Below are 16,131 nucleotides of genomic sequence, written 5' to 3'. Positions count from 1 at the left end.
CACCAAGTCCAGCGCCTGGTGCCCAGCGGGCGAAAGTTCGTCATCGGCATCCCGTTCATCTGGCTGTTCCTGTTCTTCATGTTGCCGTTCTTCCTGGTGATGAAGATCAGTTTCTCGGAAGCCGCGCTGTCGATCCCGCCTTACTCGGAGATCTACACCTACGCCGAACAGAAATTTCAGCTGATGCTCAACATCGGCAACTACACCATGCTCGGCGAAGACGAGCTGTACCTGTCGGCCTACCTCGGTTCGCTGAAAGTCGCGGCACTGAGCACGATGATGTGCCTGGTGATCGGTTTCCCGATGGCGTATGCGATCACCAAAGCGAGCAAGGAAGCGCAAAACGTCCTGCTGCTGTTGATCATGATGCCGACCTGGACCGCGATCCTGATCCGTGTTTACGCGTGGATGGGCATCCTCAGCAACAACGGTCTACTCAACGCGTTTCTGATGTGGACCGGGCTCACCGATCACCCGATCGAGATCCTCAACACGAACACCGCGGTGTATATCGGCGTGGTGTATGCGTACCTGCCATTCATGGTGCTGCCGTTGTACGCCAACCTGGTGAAGCACGATGGCAGCCTGTTGGAAGCGGCGTCGGATCTGGGTTCGAGCAACTTCAACAACTTCTGGAAAATCACCGTGCCGCTGGCCAAGAACGGCGTTATCGCCGGCTGCATGCTGGTGTTCATTCCGGTGGTCGGCGAGTTCGTGATCCCGGAACTGCTGGGTGGCCCGGAGACGCTGATGATCGGTCGCGTGCTGTGGCAAGAGTTCTTCAATAACCGCGACTGGCCGGTGGCGTCTGCGCTGGCGGTGGTGATGCTGTTGATCCTGATTGTGCCGATTCTGCTGTTCAACCGCAGCCAGGCCAAAGAGATGGAGGCACGGGGATGAAACGCTTCGGTTTTTCCAAGTTCATGTTGATCTTCGGCCTGATGTTCATTTATCTGCCGATGCTGATTCTGGTGATCTACTCGTTCAACGCCTCGAAACTGGTGACGGTGTGGGGCGGCTGGTCGGTGAAGTGGTACGTCGGCCTGCTCGACAACACGCAGCTGATGGGCTCGGTGGTGCGCTCGCTGGAAATCGCCTGCTACACCGCGATTGCCGCTGTGGCCTTGGGCACCCTCGCCGCCTTCGTCCTGACTCGGGTGACGCGCTTCAAGGGTCGTACGCTGTTCGGTGGTCTGGTGACGGCGCCGCTGGTAATGCCTGAGGTGATTACCGGCCTGTCGCTGTTGCTGCTGTTCGTGGCGATGGCGCAGTTGATCGGCTGGCCGCAGGAGCGTGGCATCGTCACCATCTGGATCGCCCACACCACGTTTTGTGCAGCCTATGTGGCGGTGGTAGTCTCCGCCCGCCTGCGTGAACTGGATCTGTCGATCGAAGAAGCCGCGATGGATCTGGGGGCCAAGCCGTTCAAGGTGTTTTTCCTGATCACCATTCCGATGATCGCGCCGTCGCTGGCAGCGGGCGGGATGATGTCGTTCGCCCTGTCGCTGGACGACCTGGTGCTGGCGAGCTTCGTTTCCGGCCCGGGTTCGACCACGCTGCCGATGGAAGTGTTCTCGGCGGTGCGTCTGGGCGTCAAGCCTGAGATCAACGCTGTGGCGAGCCTGATTCTGCTGGCGGTGTCGCTGGTGACTTTCCTCGTCTGGTATTTCGGTCGCAAGGCAGAGGCCAATCGCAAGAAGGCGATTCAGGAAGCGATGGATCAGACGGCGAATGAGGCGTGGCAGCCTCAGCGATCCGCAGCGACTGCTTAATGCAAGATTGCTCTTGTGGCGAGGGAGCTTGCTCCCGCTGGGCTGCGCAGCAGCCCCAAAAGCTTGTGAGCGCTGCGCGCTCAAGCGGGAGCAAGCTCCCTCGCCACAGAGATGTGTGTACATCAGGTTTTGTGTTGTGTTTTTGAATAAAAAGAATGGAGTTTCACCGATGAAAATGTTTGGCAGGACTCTGCTGACACTGTCCTTAATGGGCGCAATCGCCACGGGCGTCCAGGCCAACGACAAGGTGCTGCGTGTTTACAACTGGTCCGATTACATCGCGCCGGACACCGTCAAGAAGTTCGAAGACGAGACCGGCATCCGCGTGACCTACGACGTGTTCGACAGCAACGAGACCCTCGAGGCGCGTTTGCTGGCGGGTAAATCCGGCTACGACATCGTCGTGCCGTCCAACAGTTTCCTGGCCAAGCAGATCAAGGCCGGGGTCTATCAGCCGCTCGACAAATCCAAGCTGTCGAACTGGAAGAATCTCAACCCGGTGCTGCTGAAAAACGCCGCCGCCAGTGATCCGGACAACGCCCACGCGTTCCCGTACATGTGGGGCTCGATTGGCATCGGCTACAACCCGGACAAGGTCAAGGAAGTGCTCGGCGCCAAGGCCCCGACCAACTCCTGGGACTTGCTGTTCAAGCCGGAAAACGCCGAGAAGCTGAAAGCCTGCGGCATCAGCTTCCTCGATTCGCCGACCGAAATGATCCCGGCCGCCCTGCACTATCTGGGCTACCCGGTGAACGACAAGGACAAGGCGCATATCCTCGAAGCCGAAGCGCTGTTCATGAAGATCCGCCCGTACGTGGCGTACTTCCATTCCTCGAAGTACATCTCGGACCTGGCCAACGGCAACATCTGCGTGGCGGTCGGTTACTCCGGTGACGTGCTGCAGGCCAAGGCCCGTGCGGTGGAAGCCGGCAACAAGGTGCAGATCGATTACAGCATTCCGAAGGAAGGCGCCGGCAGTTTCTACGACATGGTCGCCATCCCGCGTGATGCCGCCAATGTCGACAATGCGTACCTGTTCATGAATTTCCTGATGCGCCCGGACATCATCGCCGAGATCACCAACAGCAACGGCTACAGCAACGCCAACGCGGCGGCGACGCCACTGGTGGACGAAGCGATCCGCAACGACCCGGGTTCGTATCCGTCGCAGGCAGTTATGGCGACGCTGTACGCGGTGCCGGATCAACCGATTGCCACCCAGCGGATCATGACCCGCGGCTGGACCCGGGTGAAGCTCGGCAAATAATCCGGCTGATTGAAGATTGTGACAAGACTGGAAAACCTGTGGGAGCTGGCTTGCCAGCGATGGCGATGAGTCAGTCAACGACGATGTTGGATGTGCCGCCCCAATCGCTGGCAAGCCAGCTCCCACAGGGTTGAGCGCTCACATTGAAAATTGTGCCGGACACCATTTTTTCGTGAGAGCAGAATTTGCGGTTTCCCGTTCACGCAGCGCCTTACCACCGCTGCACCCTGCAATGAACGGCCTCACCTGGCTCCCTCGGCTCAGGTGAATTTCAGGCGCCCTCGGGCGCCTTTTTTTCTGCGCTCAATTCAGTGGCCAATCCTGCAGAATCCGGTAGCGACCCTTGTGCGATTCGAACAGGGCGAAGCGCTCGGCACGCAGGAAGAATTCCGGCGGCGTGGTGGATTCCGGCTCTTCTGCCCGATAGTCCCGAGCCAGGGTCAGGTGCGGGCGAAACTCGCGTGGTGATTCTTCGAAACCGAACGGCAGCATTGCCTGCTCCAGCGCATACACCAGACGCAACAAGGCCGGCGGGGCCTGCTCCGGCGCCAAAGACAGAATCCCGGCGCGATGCCAGACCTGCAGCCGATCCAGCACAATCCGCAACGGCTCACCCGGCGTGCGCACCTTGCCGGCGGCCTCGCAGACCTCATGGATCCGCGCCAGCGGCACGGCACCAAGGAACAGCAACGTCAGGTGAAAGTTATCCGCCGGCACCGGTTTTCCAGTGCGCAGGCCCAGATCGCCGCGCCATTGGGCTATGGCCTTGCGCTGCGGTGGCGCACAGTCGAGGGCGAAAAACAGTCGCTTGAACGGTTCATCCCTGCGCGCATCATCGGTCATGGCCCTGCTCCTTCGCTCGTCGATCAGCCGATTCTACACAGCCTTTTCTGACGACTCGCGACAGCCGGCTATAGTTCAAGGATTGCCATCGAACCGGAGGCCGCCATGCGCGAGATCCTCAGCAAAGAACCCTGGTGGGCCAAGCCACCCAGCCCCGGGCAGGATGAAACCGAACTGGAATGGGGCTGGCTGGTGCATTACAGCGAGGGTGAACCTCGATTCGAATTCGTGCGCGAACGGCCGACGGAAGAACAAATCCGCAACCGCAAAGGCTGCCGGATCACCCCCTCTGCAGAGTGACCACAATTTCCTGTAGGAGCGAGCTTGCTCGCGATGGCGGTGGGTCAGCCATGAAGATATTGGCTGTGCCGACCTCTTCGCGGGCAAGCCCGCTCCCACAGGGTTTCGCAGGACGACGACAATCGTGCGCACGCCACAACTTCAGGGTGGTAGCGAGCTTGCTCGCGAAAGCGGTGGGTCAGCAAAAGAGATATTGGCTGTACTGACGCCATCGCGAGCAGGCTCACTCCCACAGGGTTTCGCAGGATGACGACAATCGTGGCCACGCCACAGCTCCAGGGTGGGAGTGAGCCTGCTCGCGATGGCGGTGGGTCAGCAATGGAGATATTGGCTGTGCTGGCCTCTTCGCGGGCAAGCCCGCTCCCACAGGGTTCTGCAGGATGACGACAATCGTGCGCACGCCACAACTCCAGGCTCGCCCCACAGTTTTATGGCGTATGGATAATCGCGGCATCTCAGCAGAACCTGTGGGAGCGTGGCTTGCCCGCGAAGAGGCCGGCACATTTTGCAAACCCGTTGACTGAAACTCCGCCATCGCGAGCAGGCTCACTCCTACAGGCCATATCAGGGTTCAAGAAGTTTTTTGAAGCCGCCAAAGATCATGCGCTGACCATCAAACCCCATCGGGTTGACGTCCGGTTGCATGCGCGGGTCTTCCATCATTTTCGCCATGCCGGCATCACGGGTGGCTTTGTCCGGCCAGATCAGCCAGCCGGCCGAAACGGTCTCGCCTTCCTTGAGTTTTACCGCCATCGGGAATGACGTGACTTTGCCCTCCGGCACGTCATCGCCCCAGCACTGAACCACCTCCTTCGCTCCGTATTCCTTGAACAGTTTCTCTGCGATCTCACAATGTTTTTTGTACTGCTCGCGGTTGGCATTCGGCACAGGCGCGACAAAGATATCGATGTAAGACATGTTCATTCTCCTTGTACGTTGGGTTCGATCTGCCGGGTAGTCGATTGCGGCGGTTGCCATTCGACACGATTCACGCCCTGCCCGACCGACGGTTGTTCGCCCCCGCCAAGGCTGCCCTCGACCTGCCCGGCGATATGCAGCGTTCCGGCCATGACCCCGGTGGTCGGGTTCTGCAGCAATTTCGCCCAGGCCTTGTCGAACGTGCTGCCCAGGCTGCTGCGAATCAGCGCTTCGCTGTCAGGCCGGTCGTTGGCCTGGATGATCGCGCGGATGCCCGCCACGCCAATCGAGATCACCCCGCCGACCAACTTGCCCGCCGCAGCCGCCACCGCACTGGCCGCTCCGCGCGGGGCCATTTCCGCTTCCATCCGCTGGCTGGCGCGCTTGGCCACAGGCGCCATGCCGGCGTCGGTCGAGGCGATACCCTTGCTGCCGCCCTCGGTGTGGATCTTGTCGATCAGCGCGGCATACGCCGGCAAGGTGTTCAGCGGCTCGGTGCTGATGACCTGATACAACGAAGCATCACGCGCCGGCGGCGGCCCGAGGGCGATGGCCGGAACCTTCTGCAAGCGTCCGTTGAGTTGCGCAACCGGCACGCCATAGCGCTGGGCGATGAGCGGCATCTGCTGGGCCATCAGTTGCGCATAGAACGCCGTGGCCTGCCCGAGGATCGCATCCGGATCGATCTCCACCGCCACCGGTGCCAGCACTCTTTCCTGATATTGCTCAAGCAGATAGCTCGCCAGGCGCTTGGCCGAAGCGTCCTGTTCGCCGCCGGCACTGATGGTGTACCAGCTGACTTTCATCGACAGCCATTCCTGGGTCCAGTAGCTGCTGAACCACGGAATGAAATTTTCTTCAGTTTGCTGATAGACGCGAGTGCGCCAATGTTCCATCGAACCCCGGGCAAATACTTTCACTTGCTCGGTGGATTGCTGCGAGGCGCTGACGATGTCGCGGTCGATCTGCTGCCAGGTGGCGGGTGACACCACCACGGCCGACGGTGCCACCGGGGACCGGGCCGAGGTGGCGCAGCCAGCCAGCAGACACAGTGCGGCGACGACCAGCGCACGCAGGTTCACGGTGGTGAAGTCCTTGAGTGGAGGGAGACAGCATTGAGTATAGGTGTGTCAGTTTCCGAGGATGTTGGCTGTACCGACGCCATCGCTGGCAAGCCAGCTCCCACAGAGATCTTCAGTGAATATGAATCCAATGAACATCCGAAAACCCGTGGGAGCTGGCTTGGCAGCTCCATGGAGATTTTCAGTGGCCATAAATCCAATGAACAGCCGAAAACCTGTGGGAGCTGGCTTGCCAGCGATGAGGCCAGTCAATCCACCCCACCTCTCAACCATCAACGCCGTCGATATTCACCATCGCCACGATTGCCTTCCGCCCGCCGCCCGGCGAAGGCACGATTCACCCATCCGAGACGCAACGAGGAGTACCCATCATGATTCGCACCATCACCCTCTCCGTGAGCTTCCCGGTGTTCGGCAGCAACTACTACGACCAGCAGGTTGTCTCGCGCAAGACCCAAGCGCTGCTGTTCAACGAAGATTTCGACGATGTGCTGATGCCCGCCGCGAGCAATCATTTCAGCAATGAAGTGGTGGGCATCAACGATCAGTTCCGTTTTCTGAGCGACATACTCGCCACCCATTTGCTGGATCTCGAGGCCACCGCGCCTGCGCAAACCAGCGTCCGGGCGAGCGCTCATTTTTAATCGACGAGGGCGTTCCCGTTGCGGGAACGCCCTTTTGATTCCTACTCAGTCATCGTCGCGATCACGATAGTAACGACGCCCGTCGCGACGACCATCGTCGCGGTCATCCCAACGTCGGTCGTGGTCGTCATAGCGCCCATGATCACGGTCGTAATGTCGTCCGTGGCGATGATCATCATCAAAATCCGCCACACAGCCAGCCAGCAAAACAGCGGCGGATATCGTCAACAGCAAGGTTGTTGCACGCTTCATTCAAACTTCCCTAACACCAAGGTCTTGACCACGGAACGGCTGTCACTGCCCGCGCCTTCAGGACGCAGTGCGCGCAGCCGCTGATACGACCGGACAAAAGGACTTTGATTCACTGCCCGTCCACGACCGTTGATCGGCCCGCCGCCGGCATCCGGGCAGCGGCGAAATGCCACCTATACTGCTGCTTAGCGACTCCCACGCAACGGATCTGCGCCTCGATAACAACAAGCAGAGGTGGACCATGGTCTGGCAGCAAATTTACGACCCGTTCGGCAACCCGTTGATCTCCACGCTCATGGCCGCGGTGCCGGTAGTGGTGATGCTCGCGGCGCTGGCGTTCTTTCACGTCAAGGCGCATCTGGCCGCACTGTTGGCATTGGCTTCGGCCCTGCTCATCTCGATCTTCGCCTTCGGCATGCCGGCGAGCATGGCCGGCTCGGCGGCCTTGTTCGGTGCGGCCAATGGTTTGCTGCCGATCGGCTGGATCGTGCTCAACATCATCTTTCTGCACCGCCTGACCACCGAGAACGGCTCGTTCAAAGTGCTGCAGGATTCTCTGGCGCGGATCACCGATGACCGGCGTTTGCAGTTGCTGTTGATCGCGTTCTGCTTCGGTGCGTTTTTCGAAGGCGCGGCCGGGTTCGGTACGCCGGTGGCGGTGACCGGGGCGATTCTGATCGGCCTCGGTTTTTCGCCATTGGCCGCCTCGGGACTAGCGCTGATTGCCAACACCGCCCCGGTGGCGTTCGGCGCCCTCGGCACGCCGATCATCACCCTGGCCAAAGTCACCGGGCTGGACGAGATGGAGCTGTCGATGATGGTCGGTCGGCAGTTACCGTTTTTCTCGGTGCTGGTGCCGTTCTGGCTGATCTGGGCGTTTGCCGGGTGGCGCAAGATGCTGGAGATCTGGCCGGCGATTCTGGTGGCCGGAGTCAGCTTCGCCGTGCCGCAGTTCCTCGTGTCGAACTACCACGGGCCGATGCTGGTGGACGTGATCGCCGCGCTGATTTCCATGGCCTGCCTGACCCTGTTTCTGCGGGTCTGGAAACCGACGACGGTGTACACCTCGGCCGCCCTGTCCGGGCGGGTCGACAACTCCCGGGTCGAGGAAGAAAAAGTCACCGCCAGCGCCCCCTTCAGCGATCAGGCGCGCCCGGCGGTGATGCGTGCGTGGATGCCGTGGATCATCCTCACCGTGTTCGTGTTTGCCTGGGGCACCCAGGGCTTCAAGAACATCTTCGACGTGCGCCCGGCGCTGGACCCGGTGACGCATTCGGTGAAACTCGATCCGCAAGGCAAACCGTTGAGCGAGGCCAACCCGATTTTCTCGCCGGCGCTGACCTTCACCACCCTGCACCTGCAAGTGCAGAAAGTCCCGCCCGTAGTGGCGGCGCCGAAAGCCGAAGAAGCGATCTACAAGTTCACCTGGTTCACCGCCACCGGCAGCGGCATTCTGCTCGCGGCAATCGTTGGCGGTTTGCTGATGGGCTATTCGATCCCGCAACTGATCAAGCAATACCTGCGCACGTTGTGGGTGGTGCGCTTTTCGCTGATCACCATTGCCGCGATGCTGGCGCTGGGATTTCTCACGCGTTATTCCGGACTGGACGCCACCATGGGTCTGGCATTCGCTGCGACGGGGGTGTTCTACCCGATGTTTGGCACCCTGCTCGGCTGGCTCGGCGTGGCATTGACTGGATCGGACACAGCCTCGAACGTGCTGTTCGGCGGACTGCAACGGGTGACCTCGGAACAGCTCGGCATCAACCCGGTGCTGATGGCGGCGGCCAACAGTTCCGGCGGGGTCATGGGCAAAATGGTCGATGCGCAATCGATCGTGGTCGCCTCCACCGCCACCCGCTGGTATGGGCATGAGGGCGAGATTCTGCGCTACGTGTTCTTCCACTCGATCGTGCTGGCGGTGCTGGTGGGCGGGCTTGTCACCTTGCAGGCGTATGTGGCGCCGTTCACGCACATGGTGGTTGGCGGGCATTAATCACAATCCCTGTGGGAGCGGGCTTGCCCGCGATGGCGGTGTGTCATTCAAGCAATGCTGACTGACACGACCCCATCGCTGGCAAGCCAGCTCCCACAAGGTCAAGCGTCGCCCAGCTCATTAATGAATCCTGCGCATAACTCTATAGCGCAAATCCGCAAAAACCTTTTCCCCTCCGCGCAGGTCATTCCAAGAACGAGACCGGCAAACATGCCGGCGCGCCCGTTTGGGCCCTTCAATCCCTGCCGTCCTGATTAAGCCAGAGAGGAATCGAAGCATGACGATTTCCCGACGAAGATTCCTGATCCTCGGCGCGGTCACCGCCGCCGCGTTTGCAATGCCCCCCTTCATCAGCCTCAAGGCCTATGCGGCCAGTCTGGAGCAGCCCGCCATGGCCAAACTGACGATCAACGTCAACGGTAAACCCCAAGCCCTTGAGGTCGACAACCGCACCACCCTGCTCGACGCCCTGCGCGAGCACCTGCACCTGACCGGCAGCAAAAAAGGCTGCGACCACGGCCAGTGCGGCGCCTGCACCGTCATCGCCGACGGCCGGCGGATCAACGCCTGCCTGACGCTTGCAGTCATGCACGAGGGCAGCGAGATCACCACCATCGAAGGCCTCGGCATGCCCGACAACCTGCACCCGATGCAGGCCGCGTTCATCAAGCACGACGGTTATCAATGCGGCTATTGCACGCCGGGGCAGATCTGTTCGGCGGTGGCGGTGCTCAAGGAAATCCGCGAGGGCATTCCCAGCCACGCCAGCCCGAGCCTGACCGAAGCGCCGCAACTGATCGCCAGCGAATTCCAGGAGCGCATGAGCGGCAACATCTGCCGCTGCGGCGCCTACTCGAACATCATCGAAGCCATCACTGAAGTCGCGCAGGTGCCAGCATGAGAGCGTTCAATTACAGCCGCGCCGACTCCCCCGCCGCAGCCGCAACGCTGGCGGCGCAGGTCGAAGGCGCGAAGTTCATCGCCGGCGGCACCAACCTGCTGGACCTGATGAAACTCGACATCGAAACCCCGCTGCACCTGATCGACGTCAACCACCTGGGCCTCGATCAGATCGAAGCCACGCCTGAAGGCGGATTGCGCATCGGCGCACTGGTGCGCAACACCGATCTGGCCGCCGACAGCCGCGTGCGCAAGGATTACGCTTTGCTCTCCCGCGCCCTGCTCGCCGGGGCCTCGGGCCAATTGCGCAACATGGCGAGCACCGCCGGCAACCTGCTGCAACGCACCCGCTGCCCATACTTTTATGACGTCAATCAGGCCTGCAACAAACGCCAGCCCGGCAGTGGCTGCGCGGCGATTGGCGGGGTCAGCCGGCAACTGGGGCTGATCGGCGTTAGCGATGCCTGCATCGCCACCCACCCGAGTGACATGGCGATTGCGATGCGCGCCCTCGATGCGCAGATAGAAACGGTAAAACCCGATGGCAGTACGCGCAGCATTGCCATCGCCGATTTCCATCAACTCCCCGGCAACACGCCGAACATCGAAACCAGCCTCACACCCGGCGAGTTCATCACTTCGGTAACCCTGCCGGCCCCGGTCGGTGGCACGCACATTTACCACAAGGTGCGCGATCGCTCGTCGTATGCCTTCGCGCTGGTGTCGGTTGGTCTGATCCTGCAAAAGGACGGCAGCGGCCGCGTAGCGGTCGGCGGTATCGCGCCGAAACCGTGGCGGGTCGAAGACGCCGACGCGCTGCTGCCCAAAGGTGCAAAAGCCGTCAGCGAACGCCTGCTCGACGGTGCCACGCCAACCCACGACAACCAATTCAAACTGACCCTGGTCGAGCGCACGCTCGGCTCGGTGTTGGCGCAAGCGAGGGATGAAGCATGAAGTTCGACACGCCCGCCACCACCAACCCGATCGACCAACTCAAGGTCGTCGGCAAACCCACCGACCGCATCGAAGGCCCGCTGAAAACCAGCGGTCAGGCGCCATATGCCTACGAGCAGCACGAGGCCGTGGCGAATCAGGCTTACGGTTTCATGGTCGGTTCGGCCATCGCCAAGGGCCGCATCAGCCACATCGATCTCGACGCTGCGCAAGCGGCGCCCGGCGTGCTCGCGATCGTTACTGCCGCCAATGCCGGCAAACTCGGCAAGGGCCAATACAACTCGGCACCGCTGCTGGCCGGGCCCGAGGTGCAGCACTACCACCAGGCCGTGGCGCTGGTGGTCGCCGAAACCTTCGAACAGGCCCGCGCTGCGGCGCAATTGGTCAAGGTCGATTACGTCGCGGCCAAAGGCGAGTTCGAGCTGGCCAACGTGCGCGACCAGGGTGTCGAAGACGATGAATTGCCCGACGTCACCCACGGCGATTTCGACAAGGCCTTCGCCGCCGCGCCGGTGCAGTTCGACCAGACCTACACCACCCCGGACCAGTCCCACGCGATGATGGAGCCGCACGCGACCCTGGCCGCGTGGAAAGGTGATCATCTGACGTTGTGGACCTCCAATCAAATGATCGCCTGGAGCGTCGGCGACGTCGCCACCACCCTTGGCCTGCCCAAGGAAAACGTGCGCTTGATCTCGCCGTACATTGGCGGCGGCTTCGGCGGCAAACTGTTCATTCGTGCCGACGCGATTCTCGCCGCCCTCGGTGCGCGCCTGGCCAATCGCCCGGTGAAAGTCGCCCTCGCCCGCCCGCAAATGGCCAACAACACCACCCACCGCCCGGCCACGATCCAGCGCATTCGGATGGGCGCCACGGCGGACGGCAAGCTCAGCGCCATCGCTCACGAAGGCTGGTCGGGCAACCTCAAGGACGGCAAGGTCGAAGTCGCCGCGCAACCGAGCCAGTTGCTTTATGCCGGGGAAAACCGCCGGGTGACCATGCGCCGGGCGCCACTGGATCTGCCCGAAGGCAACTCCATGCGCGCGCCGGGTGAAGCGCCGGGGCTGATGGCGCTGGAAATCGCCATGGACGAGATGGCCGAGCAGCTCAAGCTCGATCCGGTGCAGTTCCGCATCCTCAATGACACGCAAGTCGATCCGGTGAAAACCGAGCGCCCGTTCTCCCAGCGCCGGCTGATCGAATGCCTGCAGACCGGCGCCGAGAAATTCGGCTGGAACCAGCGCAACGCCAAACCCGGCAGTCGTCGTGAGGGTCGCTGGCTGATCGGCATGGGCGTCGCCGCCGCGTTCCGCAACAATTTGCTGCTGAAATCCGGCGCCCGGGTGCGGCTGGAGCGCGACGGCAAGGTCACGGTGGAAACCGACATGACCGACATCGGCACCGGCAGCTACACCATCATTGCCCAGACCGCCGCCGAGATGATGGGCGTACCTCTGGCGGAGGTGACGGTGCATCTGGGCGATTCGAACTTCCCGGTGTCGTCCGGCTCCGGCGGCCAGTTCGGCGGCAACTGCTCGACCGCCGGGGTGTACGCCGCGTGCATGAAACTGCGCGAAGCGGTGGCAACAAAGCTGGGCATGACCGGTGATGAAGTCGAGTTCGCTGATGGTCAGGTACGCGCTGGAGGCAAGACCTTGCCGTTGCGTGATGCGGCAAAAGACGGCGCGGTCGAGGCCGAGGACAGCATCGAATTCGCCGACCTCGCCAAACAGTATCAGCAGTCGACGTTCGGTGCGCATTTCGTCGAGGTGGCGGTGGATGCTGCTACCGGTGAAGTCCGCGTGCGGCGCATGCTCGCAGTGTGTGCGGCGGGACGGATTCTCAACCCGAAAGCCGCGCGCAGCCAGGTGATTGGCGCGATGACCATGGGTGTCGGCGCCGCATTGATGGAAGAGCTGGCGGTGGACAAGCGGCTGGGCTTCTTCGTCAATCACGACCTGGCCGGATACGAGGTGCCGGTACACGCCGACATCCCGCATCAGGAGGTGATTTTCCTCGATGAGACCGATCCGATTTCATCGCCGATGAAAGCCAAGGGTGTGGGTGAACTGGGGATTTGCGGCGTGAGTGCGGCGGTGGCGAATGCGATCTACAACGCCACCGGGGCGCGGGTGCGTGAGTATCCGATTACGCTGGACAAGATCCTCGATTCGTTGCCGGAGATGATCTGAGCAACCTGAAAAAGCCCCTCACCCTAACCCTCTCCCAAAGGGAGAGGGCTGGGGTGAGGGAACCACGTCACTCGGATCGCAAATACTGCTCAGCACTCACCTGTTCCATCCACTCCACCACTTCACCGTCCAGCACTTCGGCAATCGCAATGTGCGTCATCGCCGTGGTCGGCGCGGCGCCATGCCAGTGCTTCACCTGCGGCGCGATCCATACGGTATCGCCGGCGCCGATCTGCCGAACTGGCTGACCCCACTCCTGCACAAAACCTGAACCGGCGGTGACGATCAGCGTCTGACCCAACGGATGGGTGTGCCACGCCGTCCGCGCACCCGGCTCGAAAGTCACCGTGGCGCCGCTGACTCGCGCCGCCTCGCTACCCTTGAACGGCGCGTCAACGCGCACAGTGCCGGTGAACCAATCCGCCGGGCCTCAGGCCGAAGCTTGTGAGCCAGTCGGGGTGACAGTGACGCCTGAGATATGTGCATTCATCACAAGACTCCAAATCTGAAAGATATCTCCCTGTAGGAGCTGCCGCAGGCTGCGATCTTTTGATGTTGTTTTTGAAGATCAAAGATCAAAGATCAAAAGATCGTCCGATCGCGGCCCGAACCTGCGGCAGCTCCTACAGGGAACTTGCGTCACTTTAGCGGGCCGTACTCTTCAGATAATCGACTAGAATTCGAAATAACTTATGCAGGACACTCATTAATGCTTCGAGAAAACGCCAGTGACCTGCTCGCCTTCCTCGCTGTGGCCCGCGAGCGCAGTTTCACCAAAGCCGCTGCCAAACTGGGCGTTTCGCAATCGGCGCTCAGCCATACCATTCGCGCCCTTGAAGCGCGTCTGGGCCTGCGCCTGCTGACCCGCACCACCCGCAGCGTCTCCCCTACCGAGGCCGGCGAACATTTACTGCAAACCATCGGCCCGCGCTTCGAAGAGATCGAACAGGAACTGGCGGCCCTGAGCAACCTGCGCGAAACTCCGGCCGGCCGGATCCGCATCATTGCCACCGATCATTCGCTGAACTGGCTGCTGCGTCCGGTGCTCAAGGAATTCCTGCCCCAGTATCCGGACATCGCCGTCGAGGTGATCTGCGATTACGGTTTCGTCGACATCGCCGGGCTCGGTTTCGACGCCGGGGTGCGCCTGGGCGAAGACGTCGCCCAAGGCATGATCGCCACCCGCATCGGCCCGGACATGCGCATGGCGGTAGTCGGCTCGCCGGCCTATTTCGCCAAGCGCGAAAAGCCGCAAACGCCACGGGACCTGACCACCCACGCCTGCAACAACCTGCGCCTGCCGACCAACGGCGGGCTGTACACCTGGGAGTTCGAGAAGGACGGCGAAAGCCTCAAGGCGCGAGTATCCGGTCAAGTCACGCTGAATGGCGTCTACCCGCTACTCGACGCCGCACTGGACGGTTTCGGCCTGAGCTACATTCCGGAAAACATCGTGGCGCCGTATCTTGCCGACGGGCGTCTGCTGCAAGTGCTGGCAGACTGGTGCCCGACTTTCGCCGGTTACCACCTGTACTACCCGAGCCGGCGGCAGGCGGCGCCGGCGTTCGCGTTGTTGGTGGAGGCGTTGCGGTATCGCGGGTGAAAAACCTGCCGGGACCTATCATTTTTTGTAGCAACCCGCCGCCCCCCATTGGGCTTTCGCCTTTTTGTTCGCGGCCTCCAGAGAGCTGGCGGTGACAGTAGTATTTTGCCCGCGCTGCATTCCAAGACAGATGTATTCGGCACTCGCGGCGTAAGCGCCCAATGACATCAACAGAAAGCATACCGCAACGCAACCGACGAGCCTGTTGGCTGAAGCGTTCATGATCTGCCTGCTTTATTCAAGCCAGTGAATCTGCATGATCATGTGCTGGGGTCGCCCTTCCAACTGTCAGACCTGACAGTCTTTCAGACGCGTTCGCGATAAAGCTGCGCGTTAAAGCCTTGATCTGTCACAGATGGATCAGCCCAACAGCGCAATCAACTGATGCCGCTGCGCATCGGTGAGCATCGGCCCGAATCCGGCCCCGGCGTTGTCGGCCATGTAGCGTGGATTGCCGGTGCCGGGAATCACGCAGATCACCGCAGGGTGCGACAGTAGAAACTTCAGCGCCAGTTGCGCCCAACTGTTGACCTGCACGTCCGAGACCCACGCCGGCAGCGGCTTGCCCTTGAGCCGCGCGAGCAACCCGCCACCGCCGAACGGCCGATTGCAGATCACCGCCACCCCGCGCTCGCGGCACAGCGGCAGAATGCGTTTCTCCACGCCACGGTCGTCGAGGGCGTAGTTGATCTGTAAAAAGTCGAGCTGTTCGGCCTTGAGTGCAGCTTCGACTTCATCGTAGGCCGACGGCGTGTAATGGGTGATGCCGATGTAGCGGATGCGGCCCTGGGCTTTCCACTCGCGCAGGGTTGGCAGATGGGTTTGCCAGTCCAGCAGGTTGTGGATCTGCATCAGGTCGATGCGTTCGGTGCGCAGCAGGCTGAAGGATTGCTCCATCTGCGCGATGCCCTCCTCGCGCCCGCGTGTCCACACCTTGGTCGCCAGAAAGGCCGGCGAGCGTGGTTCGTGGATCGACAACAACTCGCCAGTGGTCTGCTCGGCGCGGCCGTACATCGGCGAGCTGTCGATCAGCGTGCCGCCCTTTTTGAACAGCTCATCGAGCACTGCCGGCAATTGCTTGTAGGCGGTGTCGCCGGGCGCGACGTCGAAGCCGCGATACGTGCCCAGGCCCACCATGGGCAGCCGCTCGGAGCTTGAAGGGATGGCGCGGGTCTGCATGGTCTGGTCTCCTGCCTGGCTCGGCGAAGTGGCAGTCGGCGGCGTGGCGGTGGCCAGCGCCCGGTCGAAGGTGAAGACCGCCGAAACCCCGGCAGCCAGCGTGAGCAATCGGCGACGGGAGCAACCCTCAGTGTGGCTCATGCTGGTTCCCCTGCTGCGTGAATCTGTTGCACGTTGTGTGCGACGCCTGCCCGTGCGCTGCGCTGGACTACACTGCGACAGCGAACAC

The 16,131-nt window shown here is 61.6% G+C and carries 15 protein-coding genes and 1 pseudogene; 10 read left to right on the top strand and 6 right to left on the bottom strand.

Features of this window, described 5'->3' with window-relative positions; all coding sequences use genetic code 11:
- The 3 genes from ACIP8I_RS16145 to ACIP8I_RS16135 all read left to right on the top strand — a co-directional run.
- Positions 1-900 (top strand): ABC transporter permease subunit (locus ACIP8I_RS16145; RefSeq protein WP_400762354.1); only part of this gene is annotated, 900 nt, incomplete at its 5' end.
- On the top strand, positions 897-1,772 hold the full coding sequence (locus ACIP8I_RS16140) for an ABC transporter permease subunit (protein ID WP_400762352.1): 876 nt from the start codon (positions 897-899) through the stop codon (positions 1,770-1,772). The genes ACIP8I_RS16145 and ACIP8I_RS16140, both read left to right, overlap by 4 nt.
- Positions 1,773-1,941: 169 nt before the next feature.
- A complete protein-coding gene (locus ACIP8I_RS16135) occupies positions 1,942-3,039 on the top strand; it encodes a polyamine ABC transporter substrate-binding protein (protein WP_400762351.1) in 1,098 nt (365 codons plus the stop codon).
- A 303-nt stretch (positions 3,040-3,342) separates the two neighbouring features.
- Here the strand turns inward: ACIP8I_RS16135 and thpR are convergent, their stop codons facing one another.
- Entirely contained in the window at positions 3,343-3,882 is a 540-nt protein-coding gene (gene thpR / locus ACIP8I_RS16130; RefSeq protein ID WP_400762349.1) for an RNA 2',3'-cyclic phosphodiesterase, read from the bottom strand.
- 105 nt (positions 3,883-3,987) lie between these two features.
- Between thpR and ACIP8I_RS16125 the strand changes: the two genes are divergently transcribed.
- Complete coding sequence (locus tag ACIP8I_RS16125; protein WP_400762347.1) at positions 3,988-4,182, top strand: hypothetical protein; 195 nt, start codon at positions 3,988-3,990, stop codon at positions 4,180-4,182.
- A 564-nt stretch (positions 4,183-4,746) separates the two neighbouring features.
- On the opposite strand, the gene ACIP8I_RS16120 is transcribed toward ACIP8I_RS16125, so the two are convergent.
- Positions 4,747-5,100 carry a DUF1428 domain-containing protein gene (locus ACIP8I_RS16120; protein ID WP_400762345.1) on the bottom strand — a complete coding sequence of 118 codons (354 nt, stop codon included), beginning with the start codon at positions 5,098-5,100 and terminating at the stop codon, positions 4,747-4,749.
- Positions 5,101-5,102: 2 nt separating this feature from the next.
- Complete coding sequence (locus ACIP8I_RS16115) at positions 5,103-6,182, bottom strand: hypothetical protein (RefSeq protein WP_400762343.1); 1,080 nt, start codon at positions 6,180-6,182, stop codon at positions 5,103-5,105.
- Between the two features lie 371 nt (positions 6,183-6,553).
- On the opposite strand from ACIP8I_RS16115, the gene ACIP8I_RS16110 reads away from it, so the two are divergent.
- Positions 6,554-6,826, top strand: a complete 273-nt coding sequence (locus tag ACIP8I_RS16110) for a hypothetical protein (RefSeq protein ID WP_108589666.1) — start codon at positions 6,554-6,556, stop codon at positions 6,824-6,826.
- A gap of 45 nt (positions 6,827-6,871) precedes the next feature.
- On the opposite strand, the gene ACIP8I_RS16105 is transcribed toward ACIP8I_RS16110, so the two are convergent.
- Positions 6,872-7,078: a hypothetical protein gene (locus tag ACIP8I_RS16105; RefSeq protein ID WP_081755234.1), complete on the bottom strand. Its 207-nt coding sequence runs from the start codon at positions 7,076-7,078 to the stop codon at positions 6,872-6,874.
- A gap of 241 nt (positions 7,079-7,319) precedes the next feature.
- On the opposite strand from ACIP8I_RS16105, the gene ACIP8I_RS16100 reads away from it, so the two are divergent.
- The 4 genes from ACIP8I_RS16100 (at position 7,320) to paoC (ending at position 13,120) form a co-directional block, all read left to right on the top strand.
- Positions 7,320-9,074, top strand: a complete 1,755-nt coding sequence (locus ACIP8I_RS16100; protein WP_400762410.1) for an L-lactate permease — start codon at positions 7,320-7,322, stop codon at positions 9,072-9,074.
- Between the two features lie 277 nt (positions 9,075-9,351).
- Positions 9,352-9,975: an aldehyde dehydrogenase iron-sulfur subunit PaoA gene (gene paoA, locus ACIP8I_RS16095; protein WP_108589668.1), complete on the top strand. Its 624-nt coding sequence runs from the start codon at positions 9,352-9,354 to the stop codon at positions 9,973-9,975.
- Positions 9,972-10,928 carry an FAD binding domain-containing protein gene (locus tag ACIP8I_RS16090; protein WP_400762340.1) on the top strand — a complete coding sequence of 319 codons (957 nt, stop codon included), beginning with the start codon at positions 9,972-9,974 and terminating at the stop codon, positions 10,926-10,928. Before paoA ends, ACIP8I_RS16090 begins: the two co-directional genes overlap by 4 nt.
- Positions 10,925-13,120, top strand: a complete 2,196-nt coding sequence (gene paoC / locus ACIP8I_RS16085; protein WP_400762338.1) for an aldehyde oxidoreductase molybdenum-binding subunit PaoC — start codon at positions 10,925-10,927, stop codon at positions 13,118-13,120. The genes ACIP8I_RS16090 and paoC overlap by 4 nt, the downstream gene beginning before the upstream one ends.
- Positions 13,121-13,187: 67 nt before the next feature.
- Here the strand turns inward: paoC and ACIP8I_RS16080 are convergent.
- Positions 13,188-13,610, bottom strand: a pseudogene (locus ACIP8I_RS16080) (cupin domain-containing protein).
- Between the two features lie 219 nt (positions 13,611-13,829).
- On the opposite strand from ACIP8I_RS16080, the gene ACIP8I_RS16075 reads away from it, so the two are divergent.
- Entirely contained in the window at positions 13,830-14,723 is an 894-nt protein-coding gene (locus tag ACIP8I_RS16075; protein WP_400762336.1) for a LysR family transcriptional regulator, read from the top strand.
- 360 nt (positions 14,724-15,083) lie between these two features.
- On the opposite strand, the gene ACIP8I_RS16070 is transcribed toward ACIP8I_RS16075, so the two are convergent.
- The gene (locus tag ACIP8I_RS16070) at positions 15,084-16,043 is read right to left on the bottom strand and encodes an aldo/keto reductase (protein ID WP_400762334.1); all 960 of its coding nucleotides are present in this window, start codon (positions 16,041-16,043) and stop codon (positions 15,084-15,086) included.
- Between the last annotated feature and the right edge of the window lie 88 nt (positions 16,044-16,131).

It is taken from the genome of Pseudomonas sp. NPDC088414 (genome assembly GCF_044753325.1).
Classification (GTDB): domain Bacteria; phylum Pseudomonadota; class Gammaproteobacteria; order Pseudomonadales; family Pseudomonadaceae; genus Aquipseudomonas.
This window is presented reverse-complemented; position numbering and strand designations above follow the sequence as displayed.